Annotated in this window: 17 protein-coding genes; 14 read left to right on the forward strand and 3 right to left on the reverse strand. The window is 36.4% G+C overall.

Annotated features, from left to right (window positions below; translation table 11 throughout):
* Position 1: 1 nt before the first annotated feature.
* From JJN14_RS04155 to pezT, 3 genes are all read left to right on the forward strand, one after another.
* Positions 2 to 3043 carry a type I restriction endonuclease subunit R gene (locus JJN14_RS04155; RefSeq protein WP_201059014.1) on the forward strand — a complete coding sequence of 1014 codons (3042 nt, stop codon included), beginning with the start codon at positions 2 to 4 and terminating at the stop codon, positions 3041 to 3043.
* A gap of 319 nt (positions 3044 to 3362) precedes the next feature.
* Positions 3363 to 3839, forward strand: a complete 477-nt coding sequence (gene pezA / locus JJN14_RS04160; protein ID WP_166731334.1) for a type II toxin-antitoxin system antitoxin PezA — start codon at positions 3363 to 3365, stop codon at positions 3837 to 3839.
* The gene (gene pezT / locus JJN14_RS04165) at positions 3839 to 4609 is read left to right on the forward strand and encodes a type II toxin-antitoxin system toxin PezT (protein ID WP_201059015.1); all 771 of its coding nucleotides are present in this window, start codon (positions 3839 to 3841) and stop codon (positions 4607 to 4609) included. The genes pezA and pezT overlap by 1 nt, the downstream gene beginning before the upstream one ends.
* 354 nt (positions 4610 to 4963) lie before the next feature.
* Here the strand turns inward: pezT and JJN14_RS04170 are convergent, their stop codons facing one another.
* Positions 4964 to 5860, reverse strand: a complete 897-nt coding sequence (locus JJN14_RS04170) for a tyrosine-type recombinase/integrase (protein WP_201059016.1) — start codon at positions 5858 to 5860, stop codon at positions 4964 to 4966.
* 97 nt (positions 5861 to 5957) lie between these two features.
* Between JJN14_RS04170 and JJN14_RS04175 the strand changes: the two genes are divergently transcribed.
* Positions 5958 to 6674, forward strand: a complete 717-nt coding sequence (locus tag JJN14_RS04175) for a type 11 methyltransferase (RefSeq protein ID WP_201059017.1) — start codon at positions 5958 to 5960, stop codon at positions 6672 to 6674.
* 20 nt (positions 6675 to 6694) lie between these two features.
* On the opposite strand, the gene JJN14_RS04180 is transcribed toward JJN14_RS04175, so the two are convergent.
* Positions 6695 to 7684, reverse strand: a complete 990-nt coding sequence (locus JJN14_RS04180; RefSeq protein WP_201059018.1) for a hypothetical protein — start codon at positions 7682 to 7684, stop codon at positions 6695 to 6697.
* Positions 7685 to 8009: 325 nt separating this feature from the next.
* Between JJN14_RS04180 and JJN14_RS04185 the strand changes: the two genes are divergently transcribed.
* Both JJN14_RS04185 and JJN14_RS04190 read left to right on the forward strand, forming a co-directional pair.
* A complete protein-coding gene (locus JJN14_RS04185; RefSeq protein WP_201059019.1) occupies positions 8010 to 9014 on the forward strand; it encodes an NADP-dependent oxidoreductase in 1005 nt (334 codons plus the stop codon).
* Positions 9015 to 9030: 16 nt separating this feature from the next.
* Positions 9031 to 9675: a TetR/AcrR family transcriptional regulator gene (locus JJN14_RS04190; RefSeq protein WP_020901488.1), complete on the forward strand. Its 645-nt coding sequence runs from the start codon at positions 9031 to 9033 to the stop codon at positions 9673 to 9675.
* Positions 9676 to 9768: 93 nt separating this feature from the next.
* Here the strand turns inward: JJN14_RS04190 and gdhA are convergent, their stop codons facing one another.
* Positions 9769 to 11115 (reverse strand): NADP-specific glutamate dehydrogenase, encoded by a 1347-nt coding sequence (gene gdhA / locus JJN14_RS04195; RefSeq protein ID WP_201059020.1) that lies wholly within the window; start codon positions 11113 to 11115, stop codon positions 9769 to 9771.
* Positions 11116 to 11359: 244 nt separating this feature from the next.
* Here gdhA and JJN14_RS04200 point away from each other — a divergent pair, with 244 nt between their 5' ends.
* The 8 genes from JJN14_RS04200 (at position 11360) to JJN14_RS04235 (ending at position 18341) form a co-directional block, all read left to right on the forward strand.
* A complete protein-coding gene (locus JJN14_RS04200) occupies positions 11360 to 12295 on the forward strand; it encodes a dihydroorotate oxidase (protein WP_201059021.1) in 936 nt (311 codons plus the stop codon).
* A 32-nt stretch (positions 12296 to 12327) separates the two neighbouring features.
* Positions 12328 to 13365 carry a DNA polymerase III subunit delta gene (gene holA, locus JJN14_RS04205; protein WP_201059022.1) on the forward strand — a complete coding sequence of 346 codons (1038 nt, stop codon included), beginning with the start codon at positions 12328 to 12330 and terminating at the stop codon, positions 13363 to 13365.
* A gap of 77 nt (positions 13366 to 13442) precedes the next feature.
* Positions 13443 to 13784, forward strand: coding sequence for a hypothetical protein (locus JJN14_RS10080; protein WP_236253712.1), 342 nt, complete (start codon positions 13443 to 13445; stop codon positions 13782 to 13784).
* A 134-nt stretch (positions 13785 to 13918) separates the two neighbouring features.
* Positions 13919 to 14524 (forward strand): superoxide dismutase SodA, encoded by a 606-nt coding sequence (gene sodA / locus JJN14_RS04215; protein WP_000974733.1) that lies wholly within the window; start codon positions 13919 to 13921, stop codon positions 14522 to 14524.
* Between the two features lie 156 nt (positions 14525 to 14680).
* Positions 14681 to 15211: a YutD family protein gene (locus tag JJN14_RS04220; protein WP_201059023.1), complete on the forward strand. Its 531-nt coding sequence runs from the start codon at positions 14681 to 14683 to the stop codon at positions 15209 to 15211.
* A 20-nt stretch (positions 15212 to 15231) separates the two neighbouring features.
* The gene (gene rlmN / locus JJN14_RS04225) at positions 15232 to 16317 is read left to right on the forward strand and encodes a 23S rRNA (adenine(2503)-C(2))-methyltransferase RlmN (protein WP_000804760.1); all 1086 of its coding nucleotides are present in this window, start codon (positions 15232 to 15234) and stop codon (positions 16315 to 16317) included.
* A 1-nt stretch (position 16318) separates the two neighbouring features.
* Positions 16319 to 16798 carry a VanZ family protein gene (locus tag JJN14_RS04230; protein WP_201059024.1) on the forward strand — a complete coding sequence of 160 codons (480 nt, stop codon included), beginning with the start codon at positions 16319 to 16321 and terminating at the stop codon, positions 16796 to 16798.
* Position 16799: 1 nt separating this feature from the next.
* On the forward strand, positions 16800 to 18341 hold the full coding sequence (locus tag JJN14_RS04235) for an ABC-F family ATP-binding cassette domain-containing protein (protein ID WP_201059025.1): 1542 nt from the start codon (positions 16800 to 16802) through the stop codon (positions 18339 to 18341).
* The last annotated feature ends 9 nt before the right edge of the window (positions 18342 to 18350 follow it).

The following is an 18350-nucleotide window of genomic DNA, read 5'->3' on the forward strand; positions in this document are numbered from 1 at the left end:
TATGGAAGATAATGAAAAACGCTTTGAGCAAGATATCGAAACTTGGTTAAGTTCGCAAGACGGTGGGTGGATAAAAACTAAGTTTCAAGACTCAAACTATGATGCGACAAAAGGTCTCGACTTAGATGCTCTTTTATCCTATATTCAGGAAACACAGAGTAAAATGTGGGAACGTTACAAAAAGGTAGTTGGAGTAAATCCTGAAAGTTCTTTTTTCAAGAGATTTGAACAAGAAGTTAATAACCATGGGATTTTACATGTACTACGTAATGGTATAAAGGATAGAGGATGTAAATTTAAAGTAATACAATTTAAACCGTCTTCTAGTTTAAATGATGAACTTTGTCTTGCCTATCAAGCAAATAAAACTACGATTACACGTCAGTTTGCTTATAGCCCTCATAACAAAAATACGATTGATATCGTCTTGTCTATAAATGGTATACCTCTAGTAGCTCTTGAACTGAAAAATCAGTTTAAGAATCAGTCTGTAGAACATGCAAAAAAACAGTTTATGTTTGATAGAGATCCAAAAGAACTGGTTTTCCAATTTAATCGCCGTTTTCTTGTGTACTTTGCAGTTGATACTCATGAGGTATGGATGACTACGAAACTAGCTGGAGACAAGACTTATTTTCTACCCTTCAATCAAGGTTCGAATGGTGCTGGTAATGTTGGTGGTGCTGGGAATCCTGAACGTGATGATGATTATATAACAGCCTATCTTTGGCAGAATGTTTTACAAAAAGATGCTCTCTTAGATATCATTCAGAGATTTATGAATCTAGAAGTTAAGATTGAAAAGAATTCATCTGGAAAACAGGTTGAGAAGAAAACGTTGATTTTCCCTAGATATCACCAGTTAGATGTTGTTAAAAAGTTAGTAGAAGACACTCAACAGAACGGTTCTGGAAATCATTATTTGATTCAGCACTCAGCAGGTTCTGGGAAATCTAATTCAATTGCCTGGTTAGCTTATCACTTGCAGAGAATTCACAATGATCAGAATCAACCCTTGTTTAACTCAGTTATAATTGTTACAGACAGAACAGTACTAGATAGGCAGTTGCAAGATACTATTACTTCATTTGATGCTACAACAGGTCTAGTTGAAACTATTGGAGAAAACAAATCTTCTAAGGACTTGTTGAAAGCAATAAATGATGGTCGCCAAATCATAATAACCACCCTGCAAAAATTCCCAGTTATTTATCAAGAGGTTGATTCAACACAAGGTAAACGTTTTGCTGTCATTGTGGATGAAGCACATTCTTCACAGACAGGGACAGCAGCTCAAAAATTGAGAAGAGCTTTATCGGACACAGAGGATGCTTTAAAAGAGTGGGAAGAGTTTGATGAGGAAGAAGCTTCAAAAGCACGTGACGAGGAAGATGAGTTAAATACTATTTTGCTTGGACAGGGACGTCATGAAAATATCTCATTCTATGCTTTTACAGCGACCCCTAAAGTGAAAACAATGGAAATGTTTGGAACTCAGCAAGCTGACGGTAGTTTTGTACCATTTCATGTTTATTCAATGAGACAAGCTATCGAGGAAGGCTTTATTTTAGATGTCTTAAAAAATTACATGACATACCATACAGCATACCAGATAGCTAAGTTGGTTGAGGATGATCCAAAACTTCCACCTTCAACTGCCAAGCGAATTATCACTCGTTATGCTGACCTCCACCCATATAATATTGCTCAGAAAACTGAGATTATGATTGAGACGTTTAGAGAAAAGACACGTCATAGTATAGGTGGTAGAGGGAAAGCAATGGTTGTAACGAGTTCTCGTTTGGCTGCAGTTCGCTACTTAAATGAATTTAAGCGATATATTGATGAAAAGGGATATCGTGATATAGGAGTTCTCGTAGCTTTTTCAGGTGATGTTATCGATGGAGATGATCACTACAATGAAGTTGGATTAAACATTCTTAAAGACGGTTCTCATGTAAAGGAAAATCAATTAAAAGAAGTCTTTCATGGGACAGACTTTAATATTTTAATTGTGGCTGAAAAATATCAAACAGGTTTTGATGAACCATTGTTACATACGATGTTTGTAGATAAGAAACTTCGTGGGGTTAAAGCTGTTCAGACATTATCTCGCCTTAATCGAACGACAACTAATAAATCAGATACATTTATATTGGATTTTAAAAATACTGCAGAAGAGATTCAAAAAGCATTTCAGCCATTTTATGAAGTTTCCAGTCTTGATAAGGCTATTGATCCCAATATGCTTTATGATGCTAAAGAAAAAATTCGTAAGTACAAAATTTATACTGATGAAGACGTTCTTAAAGTTTCTGGTCTTTATAGTAAAGCTAGCATAGAGCAAGATGCAAAATTGCTTGGACGTCTTTCGGCGGTCTTTAGACCGATAATTGAAAGATATAAAGAACTGGATGATACAGTTCAGTATGAATTTAGAACTCTCCTTAGAGGTTTTAAAGAAAAATACAATTATATTTCCCAACTTATAAGACTTTTTGACAAAGATTTATTGGAAGAGAGTATTTTTGTTACTTATTTGATAAATCTTTTACCAATTCCTGGGGTAGATTATGTTGACATCGAAGATAAGATTCGTATGGAATATTACAAGTTGACACAGGACGGTTTTGGTTCTATAGACTTATCATCTAGTGAACAGTCTCAGTATAAACAACAAGAAAAAATTAATCCAACTGTAAAGGCTCCTGAAGAGAATGATAGCTTAACTGCAATAATTGAAAAAATTAATAGTCAATTCCCAGATACATTTACTGAAGACGACCGTGTTATACTTGAGATGCTTGTTAATCACGTGGTTAATAATCCAACAGAAAAACAGCGTTCTTTGGCAAAAGGGAATGATTTTCCGATGTTTAAAAACTCCCTATTTCCAAAAGAATTTGAAGATCGGGTTGTTGAACTCTCTAATTCGGCTAATGAAGTTTTCGTTAAATTATTCCAAGATGAGAATTTATTTAAGTTGCTTCAGTCAATTGTTGCAGGCGAGGCATACAAATATTGGAGAAGTGAAGGAAATTAAGTATATATTAAAGCCCGTAATAATTAGATTTTGAAACATATAAAGATACATTTTATAAGAGTCTTTTAATTGACGGTAATGATGATATCAAGTTACAAAAAGCTATGTTAAAGATTGCTGGTTATTTAGGAGAATATAACCTTTAAATGTTATTTTATAGAATCTAGCATTATTAAAATTCTTATTGTTTTAATTTTGCCATTTTATTTATTTCTAAAAATTTGAAATGTGAGTAGCATCTATCGATAAATGCACCAAAAATGGTGCATTTCTTTTTTCTAAATGTTATAATGGTCTTATCAAGTGAAAGGAGTTTGCTATGATTGGAAAGAACATAAAATCCTTACGTAAAACACATGACTTAACCCAACCCGAATTTGCACGGATTGTAGGTATTTCACGTAATAGTCTGAGTCGATATGAAAATGGAACGAGTTCAGTTTCTACCGAATTAATAGACATCATTTGTCAGAAGTTTAATGTATCTTATGTCGATATTGTAGGAGAAGATAAAATGCTCAATCCTGTTGAAGATTATGAATTGACTTTAAAAATTGAAATTGTGAAAGAAAGAGGTGCTAATCTTTTATCTCGACTCTATCGATATCAAGATAGTCAGGGAATTAGCATTGATGATGAATCTAATCCTTGGATTTTAATGAGTGATGATCTATCTGACTTGATTCATACGAATATCTATTTGGTAGAAACTTTTGATGAAATAGAGAGATATATCGGTTATTTGGATGGAATTGAACGTATGTTAGAGATATCTGAAAAACGGATGGTAGCCTAATGGAAATCCAAGATTATACCGATAGTGAATTCAAACATGCTTTGGCACGGAATCTTCGTTCTCTGACAAGAGGAAAAAAGTCCAGTAAGCAACCTATAGCGATTTTGCTTGGAGGGCAAAGTGGTGCTGGCAAGACTACAATTCATCGTATTAAACAGAAAGAATTTCAAGGAAATATTGTTATCATAGATGGTGATAGTTTTCGTTCTCAGCATCCACACTATTTAGAACTGCAGCAAGAATATGGCAAAGATAGTGTAAAATACACCAAAGATTTTGCGGGAAAAATGGTGGAGTCTTTAGTAAGAGAATTGAGTCATTTGGGATACAATCTTTTGATAGAGGGAACCTTACGAACAATTGATGTTCCAAAGAAAACAGCACAACTATTGAAAAATAAGGGATATGAAGTACAATTAGCATTGATTGCGACAAAGCCTAAGCTGTCCTATCTGAGTACCCTTATCCGATACGAAGAACTATACGCTATCAATCCAAATCAAGCACGCGCGACTCCAAAAGAATATCATGATTTCATTGTAAATCATCTAGTTGATAATACACGACAATTGGAAGAACTAGCTATCTTTGAAAGAATTCAAATTTATCAACGAGATAGAAGTTGTGTATATGATTCAAAAGAAAATACAACTTCAGCAGCAACCGTTCTTCAAGAGTTACTCTTTGGGGAGTGGAGTCAGGTAGAGAAAGAGATGCTTAAATCTGGAGAAGAAAGATTGAGAGATTTAACTAATCGAAATGGTTGTTAGATCTTGAGTGTTAAAATATAGTCTATTTAGGATTTAAAAAGTCTTTAAAATCAGAAAAACGCATAGTATCAGGTGTTGAAAGCTTGATATTATGCGTTTTCTTGTGGGAAGATTACTCCAGTTTCTTCAGGAATTGAGATTTTACCCATCTCTTTTTATTATATTTAAGGATATTTGAAAGATGTATTTTAGAAAAACAATTATGGAGTCCTTAATACGGAATATAGTATAAATGTTGGTTCAAAGTGAAGTGTTGTATGCTTTTGCTTTTGCTGAGTATAAAATCTATTAATTAAAGTCGAACTACAAAAATTAATTTAAGATGAAGTGAACTGTAGACTTTCGAAATGTCTCTTACTCGATTTCAGAATGAATTACTGATACGGGATTAAAAGAACTAAGTATTTCTTTTTGTTTTGAATGAGATACGTGAGTATAGATTTGTGTGATTGATATAGAACTATGTCCAAGAATTTGTTGAATATATCGAATATCTACATCACTATCTAGAAGCATTGTCGCAAAGCTATGTCTAAACATATGTGGTGTAATAGTTTTAGATAAGCTATTTTGTTCAACGATTCTCTTTAAAATTAAACGTACACTTTGCTCTGACAATGGTTTAGGAGAATGTTTCCCTGGGAACAAGAAATCATTGGGTTCATTTTTTGTTTTATTTATATATGTTTCTAATAAATTGAATGTTTTTTGATCTCCTAAAAATAAGATACGTTCTTTCTTACCCTTTCCTATAATATGGAGTGTCTTATTGGAAAGATTAATGTCTTTGAGATGAATGTGGCAAAGTTCAGAAATTCTTATGCCTGTTGAAAGTAAAAGTGAAATAATTAGTAGATTTCTTTCAGCGTGTTGTTTTTGATAGTCAGTTTTAGATACAATTACTTTCTGTTCTAAATATATAAAAATGCTTTTCAGAATGTCATACGGAATCGTTTTAGGCAATACTTTTTCAGTTCTAAATTGAAAGCGGAATTGATTGAAGGGATTCTCTTCAATTATGTTTTGGTATTTTAGATAGTTATAAAACACCTTCATACAAGCAATTTTTCTTCTTAATGTATTCGTTTTTATGTTAGATTGTGTCAATTGTTCTATATAGGATTCGACATTATCATAGTCTGAGTTATAAAATTGCATAAGATCATTCTTATAAGCGCGAATCGTGTGTGAACTCAAACGCTTATGAGTTTTGCAATAATCTAAGTAAGTAGAAATAAGTTTATAATCCATAAAAATCTCCTTTATCAATAATCATGCTATTATAAACCTATTTGGGTGCTTTGTATAGTGATAATAAATAGTTATCGGTAGGAGAATTGAATAGAGAATGGATAAAGTTAATCCTGATGTAGTCAGAGAGTTTTACAATAAACATGATCAAATATGGGAAATAAATAATTGGTATAAATACAGTCAAAACTCTATTATCTCATTTTTGCAAAAACAACACTATACTGAAAATATTTTAAATGCAGGTTCAGGTGGAAATACTTATGGTATCACATCGCCAATGATACACTTGGATATTTCTGAGGAAAAGGTTAAAGATATAGAAGATGCAGTTATTGGAAACTTAGAATCCTCTAATCTTTTTCAGACAAATAATTTTGACTCTATTATTTGTGTTGGCAGTGTAATTAATTATTGCAATTCTTATAAAGTTATAGAAAATTTTCAAAAATGGCTTAAGGAAGATGGAGATTTAATTCTAGAATTTGAAAATAGTAGTTCTTTCGAATATCTTTTCACTGATTATTATGATAAACCTATGTCAATTGTTTCAACACATTACATTGACTCCAATCATGTTATATATATTTTCTCCTTCGATTATATTATTTCCCTTTTGAAGCTAAACAATTTTGAAATTATCGAAATTGCTGGTTTTCATATCTTGAGTTCGCTAGCTCTAAGATTTTTCAATTCTGAAAACTTTGCGAGTAAATTTACATTTCTAGATAAATTTTTAAATAAAATCCATTATTTTAAAAAACATTCTGCTAACATCATTATAAGATGTAAAACAACTAGCACTAAAGTTTAAATGCTAGTTGTTTATTATTATTATTTTTTCTTATTTAAGTTAGTGAAAATGCTGCCTATTACTGGAATTGCCATTGTACCAGCAATGATAGAAGCAATTATTTCACCTTTATCAGTTATATTGCTAAAAGCAAAATGTACAGTAATTAGACTTAATATTACTCCTAAAGATAAAGATATAACAGCTGTCACCAAATATATATATATTCCATTTAATATATAACTCAAATTATTTGATTTAGTTATTGGAGTAGGTCCAGTTGTTTCCTTAAAGACTTTATAACCCTCATCTAAAATCTGGATGGGGTCAGAAATTGTATCGATACTTTTTTCTAATTTTTTATAAGTTGATCTTAATTCATTTTGATATTCTGAAAAGTCATTTTTGGATAATAGTTTCTGATACCATTGGAAGTAATAGTCAAAGAATATCGACTTTATTATGCCTCCGTATATTGTTTTAGAAAGTGATTTGATATTATCTGTTGATTTAATCATAATGTACGCCTCAAATCCTGGTATATCAGTCATACCTAAGCTGGGTGTTTTAAACGGGGCATCAATTTTTTTATATCCTTCAAGATCTAGGATTATTTGAAACATTTTGCTTTCAGAATCAGTTCCTTGTCCATTCTTATCATTGTTGATATCAGTGACCCAGTAATTAATGGAGTAATTTTTTTCATTACTGAAATATTGTCCGAGCAGATTTAGACAAGAAAGATATACGACATTTTTTCGATATGATTTTTCGACTGCAATATATTCTAATATCATTGTTTTTGTGCGACTAAGAAAACTAGTCATTGTCATCCCAATAAGTTTTTCATTACAGTATATTTTAAAAATATTTATTCTAAACTCTTCGATAGGATTGTCAACCCAATAAATAAAGTCATTTGGGTCAGTCTTAATAGTAACTGGAGTAACATTATCATAGATTTTTAATGCTTTTAAAAAATCATCATCATCGCCTTTATTAACTAGTTCTATAGAATAACTTTCTCTCATAAATTTTCTCTCTCCTACCGATAACTATTTATTATCACTAGTATACCATAAATTTATCTTTAGTAGCTTAAGAACATGATTAAACCGCTATTCTTAGGAGTAGCGGTTTTTCTTTTTATGTGCCAAGGGGGAAAAAAGGGAAAGGAATCTTTAAAAGTGAGGAGAGTTAGATTGAAAGAATCATATTGGTAAATCGAAATGATGGATATTTGTATCATGTCATAAATCGTTATCAAACGATAATATTGATTTTCTTACAAATTAAGAGTATAATTTATAAAAATGAGTGTTCACTCAATTTTTGTGAAATTAAGGAGTAAAGAAAATGGTTGTTGAAGCAATAGAGTACAGTCGTTTCGGTAACGAAGAGGTCTTGGATTTGCTGAAGATAGACTCTACAGCCTTGGATGTAAATCAGGTGAGAGTAGAAGTTCATGCTGTTGGTTTAAATCCTATTGATTATAAAACTTTTGAGGGAGCGAAACCCCTTCGATTTCTATCTTTTATAACGAAATTAAGGAAACCAAGTCGTTGGTTTGAATCTAAATCATCTTTATTTCCAAGAGGTGTGGGGAGAGATTTTTCTGGAGTTATTACAGAAGTTGGAAATGAAGTAACTAGGTTTTCAGTAGGAGATAAGGTGTTTGGAACAATGATTAGCGATCCTGGTTTGGGAACTAAGAGGGGAGCTTTAGCAACAGAAATTTGTATCAATGAATCAGAAATTGTATTGAAACCAGAGATGATCGACATGACTCACGCAGCTACTATGGGAGTAGCTGCTCTAACTGTGGGTGGGGCTTTTAGAAGAATCGGTTTAAATTCAAGAGATACTGTTGTTATTTCAGCTGCAGCAGGAGGTATTGGAAGTATTGCAGTACAGTATGCAGTTGCTAAGGGGGCGACAGTGATTGGAATAGCAAGTAAGAAAAATGCAGAGTATCTGAAGTCTTTAGGTGCTATACCAGTAAGTTACGAAGAGAATATCAAGAAGGCTCTTCTATCAGCTAGTCCAACGCCTATTACAAAATTTTTGGATTGTTATGGACCTGATTATGTTAGATTGGCTTTTAGTTTAGGCTTGAAGGGGACAGCTATTGGGACATTAGTACCTTCACCCTATGTTATGATAAAAGGTGCTCAGTTTACTGGTCCGAGACATTCCACATATGATGATTTTAGCACTTTAGCTGAAATGGTCTCAGACGGGAAGATTCAGCTGAAAATTGATCAAGTGTATGACTTTTCTCTAAAGTCAGTTAGAGAAGCCTATCGTAGTCTGAAAATGGGACACAGTCGAGGCAAAAAAGTCGTAAAAGTAAGAGAGTAGAAGAGAGGTGCTAGCGATGGAAAGTTTAGAACAAAAGTATGCTCAGACGTTAGAAGTTAGCAACTTGAGCTTGAAACAACGTCGAGTATTATTATCAAGCTTAAAATTATTCTCAGAAATTGGATTTGAGAATACAACGTCCAGCCTTATTGCCGAACGAGCTGGAGTGTCAGAAGGAACTGTTTTTAGTTACTTTAAAACAAAGGAAGGTATTTTAGAAGCCATTTTATCTACTTTTCTAGAACAGGTTATTCCAGAAGTAATTGCGGATTTCTCAGAAAAAAAATTCACAGTAGATCAAGAAACTTTTCCCTTCTTTTTAAAAAGTATTGTTCGAGATAGGCTCTTTTTCATTCAGGAGAATCAAATGCATGTTAAAATTCTCTTGGGGCGTTCTTTTATTGATAAAAATCTTTCTATCCAGTTAGGAAATATTATTGTTCAATCTATAATAGAACCAATTAGCCCTGTTTTAAATCAATTTAAAGAAAAAGGACTTATTCTAAATTGGTCAAATGAAAGAATTGTTCGTTACATCTTAGCATTGAGTTTTTCTTATCTTATTCCCATGATGTTGAATGATGAAGGAACTATAAACATAGATGAAGCAGTTGATGAGATTGTTGAATGTTTGTCATCTGCTCTAATGAAAGTAAAATAAATTCTGATGTTAAAACTCACTGTTAATGGTGAGTTTTTTGGATTCAACATAAAAATCCCCAATCGTAGCGATTGAGGATTAAGCAAATGAATCTTAAACAATACCTTGTGCAATCATAGCGTTTGCTACATTTTCAAAGGCAGCAATGTTTGCTCCTGCAAGGTAGTCTTTATCAAGACCGTATGTTTCTGAAGTTGTTTTAGCTGTGTTGAAGATGTTTGTCATGATGTCTTTGAGACGGCCATCAACTTCTTCACGAGTCCATGAGAGGCGAAGACTATTTTGGCTCATTTCAAGGGCTGAAACGGCTACACCACCAGCGTTGGCAGCTTTGGCAGGTCCGTAGAAGATACCATTTTCTTTGTAAACTTTGATGGCATCAAGGTCGCTTGGCATGTTGGCACCTTCAGAGACACAGATAACTCCTTGACCAACCAAGCGTTTAGCAGCTTCACCGTTGATTTCGTTTTGAGTAGCACATGGAAGAGCGATATCGTAGTTTCCAGCGTAAGTCCATACAGAACCTTCATGATAAGTAGCAGTTGCTTTCTCAGCTGCATACTCAGTCAAACGAGCGCGACGTTTTTCTTTAACATCAACCAAAAGATCGAAGTCGATACCATTTTCATCGATGACATAGCCGTTTGAGTCAGATACAGAGATAACAGTTGCACCGAGTTCAGTTGCTTTTTGAAGAGCGTATTGAGCAACGTTACCAGAACCTGAAATAACCACTTTCTTACCAGCAAAGCTGTTACCGTTAGCTTTGAGCATTTCTTCAGTATAGTAAACCAAACCGTAACCAGTTGCTTCTGGACGAATCAAGCTACCACCAAATCCAAGAGGTTTACCAGTCAAGACACCAGCATCAAATTGGTTAAGGCGTTTGTATTGACCGTAAAGATAACCGATTTCACGTCCACCAACACCGATATCACCAGCAGGTACGTCTAGTGATGGTCCGATGTGTTTTTGCAATTCAGTCATGAAGCTTTGGCAGAAGCGCATCACTTCAGCATCTGTTTTACCTTTAGGATCGAAGTCTGATCCCCCTTTACCTCCACCGATAGGAAGTCCAGTCAAGACGTTTTTAAAGATTTGTTCAAATCCGAGGAATTTCAAGATCCCTTGGTTAACAGTTGGGTGGAAACGAAGTCCGCCTTTGTATGGTCCAACAGCTGAGTTGAATTGAACACGGTAGCCGCGGTTAACTTGAATGTTTCCATCACGGTCAACCCAAGGAACACGGAAAGAAATCACGCGCTCTGGCTCAGTAATGCGTGCCAAGATATTTTCTTCAATGTACTCAGGGTGTTTTTCAAATACAGGTTCCAAAGTGTTAAAAAATTCTTCAACAGCTTGGAGGAATTCAGCCTCGTGCCCGTTACGAGCTTTTACAGTTTCAAACACGCTTTGGATATATTCTTTAGCAGATGTCATATCGTTCTCCTTAAATTCTAATTTAATTATGTGTGTCATTATAGCAGAATTTTTTTTAACTGTAAAGGGAAAAACAAAAATTTTCTAAAAATTCTTTCAATTTGATTTTTGGGGTTGTTTGAAATTGGAATTTTTTGAAAGTGGATAAAAAACGAACGTTTTTCTTATAAATAACTTTCTTAAAGTGAAAATCTGAAAATGTGGTATAATATTAGCAATAAAAGGAATCTGGAGGATCAGAATCATGGTATCAACGAAAACACAAATTGCTGGTTTTGAGTTTGACAATTGTTTGATGAATGCAGCAGGTGTGGCTTGTATGACGATAGCGGAGTTAGAGGGTGTTAAAAACTCAGCGGCAGGAACTTTTGTCACAAAGACAGCGACCTTGGACTTCCGTCAGGGAAATCCTGAGCCACGCTATCAAGATGTTCCGCTTGGCTCCATCAACTCTATGGGTTTGCCGAATAAGGGCTTAGACTATTATTTGGACTACCTCTTGGATCTGCAGGAAAAAGAGCCGAACCGAACTTTCTTCTTATCTCTAGTCGGTATGTCTCCAGAGGAAACCCATACTATCTTGAAAAAGGTCCAAGAGAGTGATTTTCGTGGTCTGACTGAGCTAAACCTCTCCTGTCCAAATGTTCCAGGTAAACCTCAGATTGCCTATGATTTTGAGACAACAGACCGGATTTTGGCAGAGGTATTTGCCTATTTCACCAAACCTCTAGGAATTAAATTGCCACCATATTTTGACATTGTTCACTTTGACCAAGCGGCAGCTATTTTCAACAAGTATCCGCTCAAGTTTGTCAACTGTGTTAACTCTATCGGAAACGGACTTTATATAGAAGATGAGTCTGTCGTTATTCGTCCTAAAAATGGTTTCGGTGGAATTGGGGGAGAGTACATCAAACCGACTGCTCTAGCCAATGTTCATGCCTTCTACCAACGTCTCAATCCTCAAATCCAAATTATCGGAACAGGTGGCGTGTTGACTGGTCGTGATGCCTTTGAACACATTCTCTGTGGAGCAAGCATGGTGCAGGTGGGAACCACCCTTCATAAAGAAGGTTTCGGTGCTTTTGACCGCATTACCAATGAACTAAAAGCAATTATGGAGGAAAAAGGGTACGAAAGCCTAGAAGATTTCCGTGGGAAATTGCGCTATATTGATTAAATGAACTAAAAAGTTAGAAGAAAGGAGAGAAGATGCTAGCCATTGAAGAAAGTCAGAAGTTGACTTTATCAAATTTACCGAGCTTGAGCCTTTTTACAGGGACGGATCAGGGTCAGTTTGAAGTTATGAAGTGTCAAGTATTGAAACAGATTGGTTATGATTCTGCCGACCTCAACTTTGCCTACTTTGATATGAAAGAAGTAGTTTACAAGGATGTGGAACTGGAGTTGGTCAGTCTTCCTTTCTTTGCGGATGAAAAAATCGTGATATTAGACCATTTTGTTGATATCACGACTGCTAAAAAACGATTTTTGACAGATGATGAACTCAAGTCGTTTGAGGAATACCTTGACAATCCTTCCCCAACAACCAAGTTGATAATCTTTGCGGAAGGAAAACTGGATAGCAAAAGACGATTGATTAAATTACTGAAGCGTGATGCCAAGGTTTTTGATGCAGTAGAAGCCAAAGAACAAGAATTGCGCCAGTATTTCCAAAAATGGAGTCAGAAACAAGGTTTGCAGTTTGCCAATCATTCTTTTGAAAATCTCCTCATCAAGTCGGGTTTTCAATTTAATGAAATCCAGAAAAATCTTCTCTTTTTACAGTCCTATAAGGAAGATTCTGTTATCGAGGAAGAGGATATTGTCAACGCTATTCCCAAGACCTTACAGGACAATATTTTTGATTTAACTCAGTTTATTCTGACTAAAAAGATGGACCAGGCGCGCGATTTAGTTAGAGACTTGACCTTGCAGGGTGAAGATGAAATCAAGTTGATTGCAGTCATGCTAGGACAATTTCGGACTTTTACTCAGGTGAAAATTTTGTCGGAGTCTGGGCAAACAGAATCGCAGATTGCAAGTAGTCTAGGAAGTTTTCTGGGACGCAATCCTAATCCCTATCAAATCAAGTTTGCGCTAAGGGATTCGCGAGGACTTTCCTTGAGCTTTTTAAAGCAAGCTATTTCTTATTTGATTGAGACAGACTATCAGATTAAGACAGGTCTTTATGAAAAAGGTTTCCTTTTTGAAAAGGCACTCTTACAGATTGCTAGTCAGGTAAATTGATACTATTTTTGAAACTACAACCCGCGTCAAAATTATCTTGTCGTGGGTTTCTTAGTGATTTACTTATTTTATACTCAATGAAAATCAAAGAGCAAACTAGGAAGCTAGCCGCAGGTTGCTCAAAGCACCGCTTTGAGGTTGTAGATAAGACTGACGAAGTCAGCTCAAAACACTGTTTTGAGGTTGTGGATAGAACTGACGAAGTCAGCTCAAAACACTGTTTTGAGGTTGTGGATAGAACTGACGAAGTCAGCTCAAAACACTGTTTTGAGGTTGTGGATAGAACTGACGAAGTCAGCTCAAAACACTGTTTTGAGGTTGTGGATAGAACTGACGAAGTCAGCTCAAAACACTGTTTTGAGGTTGTGGATAGAACTGACGAAGTCAGTAACCATATATCTACGGCAAGGCGACGTTGACTCGGTTTGAAGAGATTTTCGAAGAGTATTATTAGAAAGTATTTCAGTGATTTCCTTATCTATAAGCAAAAAACTTGAAAAAAGTGAATGTTTGCGTTATCATTTTCATATAGAAAGAAAAAGAGGTATTACAGATGGCTATTATCTTACCAGATCTTCCATATGCATACGACGCTTTGGAACCATACATCGATGCGGAAACAATGCACTTGCACCATGACAAACACCATCAAACTTATGTCAACAATGCCAATGCAGCTCTTGAAAAACATCCTGAAATCGGTGAAGACCTTGAAGCCTTGCTTGCTGATGTAGAATCTATCCCAGCTGATATCCGTCAAGCACTTATCAACAATGGTGGTGGACACTTGAACCACGCTCTTTTCTGGGAATTGATGACTCCTGAGAAAACAGCTCCTTCAGCAGAACTTGCAGCAGCAATCGATGCAACATTTGGTTCATTTGAAGAATTCCAAGCAGCCTTCACTGCAGCAGCAACAACTCGTTTCGGTTCTGGATGGGCATGGTTGGTTGTCAACAAAGAAGGTAAACTTGAAGTGACTTCAACAGCAAACCAAGACACACCAATCTCAGAAGGTAAAAAACCAATCTTGGGCTTGGACGTTTGGGAACATGCTTACTACGTGAAATATCGCAACGTGCGTCCTGACTACATCAAAGCTTTCTTCTCAGTGATTAACTGGAACAAAGTAGATGAATTGTACGCAGCAGCTAAATAATGATAGTTGGAGGGAAGAATTGTTCTTCTCTTTTTAAGGTTATATTATTTTGGTCTGACAAAATCGTCAGACTTTTTTCATTTTTATGAGAAACGTGCTAACTGCTAGAAATTATGGTAGAATAAAGTATTAAGTAATCGTGGAAAAAGGATATCTATGCGAAAAGAAATTGCACCTGAATTATACAACTATAACAAGTTTCCTGGCCCTGAGTTTCATTTACACGGGGACAAGGTTGAAACGGAAGGGATAGCTTTTTCCTTGGTGGAAAATATCAAGGAAGCCTTTGATGTGACGACTTTTAATCAGCGTTTTTCAGAAGTCTTAACCAAGTTTGATTATATCGTGGGAGACTGGAGCAACGAACAGCTTCGCCTACGAGGTTTTTATAAGGATGAACGAACAGAAGAAAAACTTGAAAAAATCAGTCGTTTACAAGACTATCTTTTAGAGTATTGTAGTTATGGTTGTGCCTATTTTGTCTTAGAAAATGAAGCCCCTAAGCGAGCATCATTTGACAAGAAAATGCGTAAGAAGGAAGAAGAACAGCCTTCTAGAAAAGGAAAAAAACCGGCTCAAACAAAACGAAAACCGAATGCAGATAAGAAAAATAGACGTCGTCAGAAAGACCAGCATTCTCAGAAAGAGGACAAGGGGCAACGTCATTTTGTCATTCGTCAGAAGTGAGTAGAGAATAAGGAGAAGAAATGAAACCGTCAATTTATAGTTTAACACGTCAAACCATGCAGGAATGGGTTTTGGAGCAAGGAGAAAAGAAATTCCGTGCAGATCAAATCTGGGAATGGCTCTACCGTAAACGTGTCCAGTCATTTGAAGAGATGACCAACCTTTCCAAGGATTTGATTGCTAAGCTTAATGACCAGTTTGTGGTCAATCCCTTGAAACAACGTATCGTTCAAGAGTCTGCTGATGGGACAGTTAAATATCTTTTTGAATTGCCAGATGGTATGTTAATTGAGACAGTATTGATGAGACAGCACTATGGTTTGTCAGTCTGTGTAACCACTCAGGTCGGCTGTAATATCGGTTGTACCTTCTGTGCCTCTGGTTTGATCAAGAAACAACGTGACCTTAATAACGGTGAAATCGTAGCGCAAATCATGCTGGTTCAGAAATACTTTGATGAGCGTGGTCAGGACGAACGCGTCAGCCATATTGTTGTCATGGGAATTGGTGAACCATTTGATAATTACAATAATGTCTTGAATTTCGTTCGTACTATCAATGATGATAAAGGAATGGCCATCGGTGCTCGTCACATCACGGTTTCAACCTCAGGTTTGGCCCATAAAATTCGTGACTTTGCTAATGAAGGAGTTCAGGTCAATCTTGCAGTTTCCCTTCACGCACCTAACAATGAATTGCGCTCAAGCATCATGAAGATTAACCGTGCCTTTCCGATTGAAAAACTCTTTGCGGCTATTGAGTACTACATTGAGACAACTAATCGTCGTGTGACCTTTGAGTATATCATGCTCAACGAAGTCAATGACGGTGTAGAACAAGCCTTAGAATTGGCTGAATTGCTCAAGAACATCAAGAAATTGTCTTATGTAAACTTGATTCCTTATAACCCAGTTAGTGAGCATGACCAATATAGCCGTAGTCCTAAAGAGCGCGTCCTAGCCTTCTATGATACGCTTAAGAAAAAAGGGGTCAACTGTGTGGTTCGTCAAGAGCACGGTACTGATATTGATGCAGCTTGTGGACAATTGCGTTCTAATACAATGAAACGTGACCGCCAGAAAGCAGTCGCAGCAGTAAATCCATAAAATGACTAAAAAAAGAGAATTAATCTTAAGATTGGGAGTGGCTGTTTACAGTCTTTGCATTGTCTGTTTTTGTTTTACTCCCCAGCCTCAACTTCCTACAGGAGTGGAAACTCCAGGTATTCAAACTTTTGGACGCCTGGTTTTTCTTTTAACTCCCTTAAACTCCCTTTGGAATCTGGGTGAAGTGACCAGTTTGGGACAAGTCCTTTGGATCTTTTTGCAGAACATTTTAAATGTCTTCTTGCTTTTTCCTTTGGTTTTTCAACTTATCTATCTCTTTCCAAATTTAAGGAAAACAAAAAGGGTTCTTCTTTTCAGTTTTCTAGTAAGTCTTGGAATCGAGTGTACGCAGTTAGTCTTGGACTTTTTCTTTGATTTCAATCGCGTCTTTGAGATTGATGATTTGTGGACTAATACCTTGGGTGGCTATTTGGCTTGGCTCCTCTATAAACAATTACATAAAAACAAGATAAGGAATTAAAATGAGTATTTTAGAAGTTAAAAACCTGAGTCACGGTTTTGGTGACCGTGCAATTTTTGAAGATGTGTCTTTCCGTCTCCTCAAGGGAGAACATATCGGTCTGGTCGGTGCCAATGGTGAAGGAAAATCAACCTTTATGAGCATTGTAACTGGTAAGATGTTACCAGATGAAGGAAAGGTGGAGTGGTCCAAATATGTGACTGCTGGTTACTTGGATCAGCACTCAGTCTTAGAAGAAGGTCAGTCTGTTCGTGATGTTCTCCGTACAGCCTTTGATGAGCTATTCAAAGCTGAAGCCCGTATCAATGACCTTTATATGGAAATGGCTGAAGACGGAGCGGATATTGATGCTCTCATGGAAGAAGTTGGCGAACTCCAAGACCGTTTGGAGAGTCGTGATTTCTATACCTTGGATGCTAAGATTGACGAAGTAGCGCGTGCCCTTGGTGTCATGGACTTTGGAATGGATACAGATGTAACCTCTTTGTCAGGTGGACAAAGAACCAAGGTGCTTTTGGCAAAACTTCTCCTTGAAAAGCCTGATATCTTGCTGTTGGACGAGCCGACCAACTACTTGGATGCTGAGCATATTGATTGGCTCAAGCGCTATCTCCAAAACTATGAAAATGCCTTTGTCCTTATTTCTCATGATATTCCATTCCTAAATGACGTTATTAATATCGTCTATCATGTGGAAAATCAACAGCTGACGCGTTACTCTGGTGACTACTACCAGTTCCAAGAAGTCTATGCCATGAAGAAATCTCAGTTGGAGGCTGCCTACGAACGTCAGCAGAAAGAGATTGCAGACCTCAAGGACTTTGTCGCTCGTAACAAAGCGCGTGTTGCAACAAGAAATATGGCCATGTCTCGTCAGAAGAAACTCGACAAGATGGATATTATCGAACTCCAAAGTGAGAAACCAAAACCATCCTTTGATTTCAAACCAGCTCGTACGCCTGGACGCTTTATCTTCCAAGCCAAGGACTTGCAGATTGGTTATGATCGTCCTCTGACTAAGCCTTTAAATCTTACCTTTGAACGCAATCAGAAGGTTGCCATTATCGGAGCAAATGGTATCGGGAAAACAACTCTCTTGAAGTCTCTCTTGGGTATTATTCCGCCAATTGCTGGGGAAGTCGAACGCGGTGACTACCTAGAACTTGGCTATTTTGAGCAGGAAGTAGAAGGGGGCAATCGCCAAACCCCACTTGAAGCTGTCTGGAATGCCTTTCCTGCACTTAACCAAGCAGAAGTCCGTGCAGCCCTTGCTCGTTGCGGTTTGACAACCAAACATATTGAAAGTCAAATTCAGGTCTTGTCAGGTGGGGAACAAGCCAAGGTTCGTTTCTGTCTCTTGATGAATCGTGAAAACAATGTGTTAGTGCTGGACGAGCCGACCAACCACTTGGATGTGGATGCTAAGGACGAACTCAAACGTGCTCTCAAAGAATATAAGGGATCTATCCTTATGGTCTGCCACGAACCAGACTTTTATGAAGGTTGGATGGACCAAATCTGGGATTTTAACAAGCTAACTTAATAATAAGGA

It is taken from the genome of Streptococcus mitis, from assembly GCF_016658865.1.
GTDB classification, from domain to species: domain Bacteria; phylum Bacillota; class Bacilli; order Lactobacillales; family Streptococcaceae; genus Streptococcus; species Streptococcus mitis_BT.

What these genes read in the sequence shown, in the direction of transcription:
- JJN14_RS04155 (WP_201059014.1), top strand. Translation starts at nt 2, where the DNA reads ATGGAAGATAATGAAAAACGCTTTGAGCAAGATATCGAAACTTGGTTA.
- pezA (WP_166731334.1), top strand. Translation starts at nt 3,363, where the DNA reads ATGATTGGAAAGAACATAAAATCCTTACGTAAAACACATGACTTAACC.
- pezT (WP_201059015.1), top strand. Translation starts at nt 3,839, where the DNA reads ATGGAAATCCAAGATTATACCGATAGTGAATTCAAACATGCTTTGGCA.
- JJN14_RS04170 (WP_201059016.1), bottom strand. Translation starts at nt 5,860, where the DNA reads ATGGATTATAAACTTATTTCTACTTACTTAGATTATTGCAAAACTCAT.
- JJN14_RS04175 (WP_201059017.1), top strand. Translation starts at nt 5,958, where the DNA reads ATGGATAAAGTTAATCCTGATGTAGTCAGAGAGTTTTACAATAAACAT.
- JJN14_RS04180 (WP_201059018.1), bottom strand. Translation starts at nt 7,684, where the DNA reads ATGAGAGAAAGTTATTCTATAGAACTAGTTAATAAAGGCGATGATGAT.
- JJN14_RS04185 (WP_201059019.1), top strand. Translation starts at nt 8,010, where the DNA reads ATGGTTGTTGAAGCAATAGAGTACAGTCGTTTCGGTAACGAAGAGGTC.
- JJN14_RS04190 (WP_020901488.1), top strand. Translation starts at nt 9,031, where the DNA reads ATGGAAAGTTTAGAACAAAAGTATGCTCAGACGTTAGAAGTTAGCAAC.
- gdhA (WP_201059020.1), bottom strand. Translation starts at nt 11,115, where the DNA reads ATGACATCTGCTAAAGAATATATCCAAAGCGTGTTTGAAACTGTAAAA.
- JJN14_RS04200 (WP_201059021.1), top strand. Translation starts at nt 11,360, where the DNA reads ATGGTATCAACGAAAACACAAATTGCTGGTTTTGAGTTTGACAATTGT.
- holA (WP_201059022.1), top strand. Translation starts at nt 12,328, where the DNA reads ATGCTAGCCATTGAAGAAAGTCAGAAGTTGACTTTATCAAATTTACCG.
- JJN14_RS10080 (WP_236253712.1), top strand. Translation starts at nt 13,443, where the DNA reads ATGAAAATCAAAGAGCAAACTAGGAAGCTAGCCGCAGGTTGCTCAAAG.
- sodA (WP_000974733.1), top strand. Translation starts at nt 13,919, where the DNA reads ATGGCTATTATCTTACCAGATCTTCCATATGCATACGACGCTTTGGAA.
- JJN14_RS04220 (WP_201059023.1), top strand. Translation starts at nt 14,681, where the DNA reads ATGCGAAAAGAAATTGCACCTGAATTATACAACTATAACAAGTTTCCT.
- rlmN (WP_000804760.1), top strand. Translation starts at nt 15,232, where the DNA reads ATGAAACCGTCAATTTATAGTTTAACACGTCAAACCATGCAGGAATGG.
- JJN14_RS04230 (WP_201059024.1), top strand. Translation starts at nt 16,319, where the DNA reads ATGACTAAAAAAAGAGAATTAATCTTAAGATTGGGAGTGGCTGTTTAC.
- JJN14_RS04235 (WP_201059025.1), top strand. Translation starts at nt 16,800, where the DNA reads ATGAGTATTTTAGAAGTTAAAAACCTGAGTCACGGTTTTGGTGACCGT.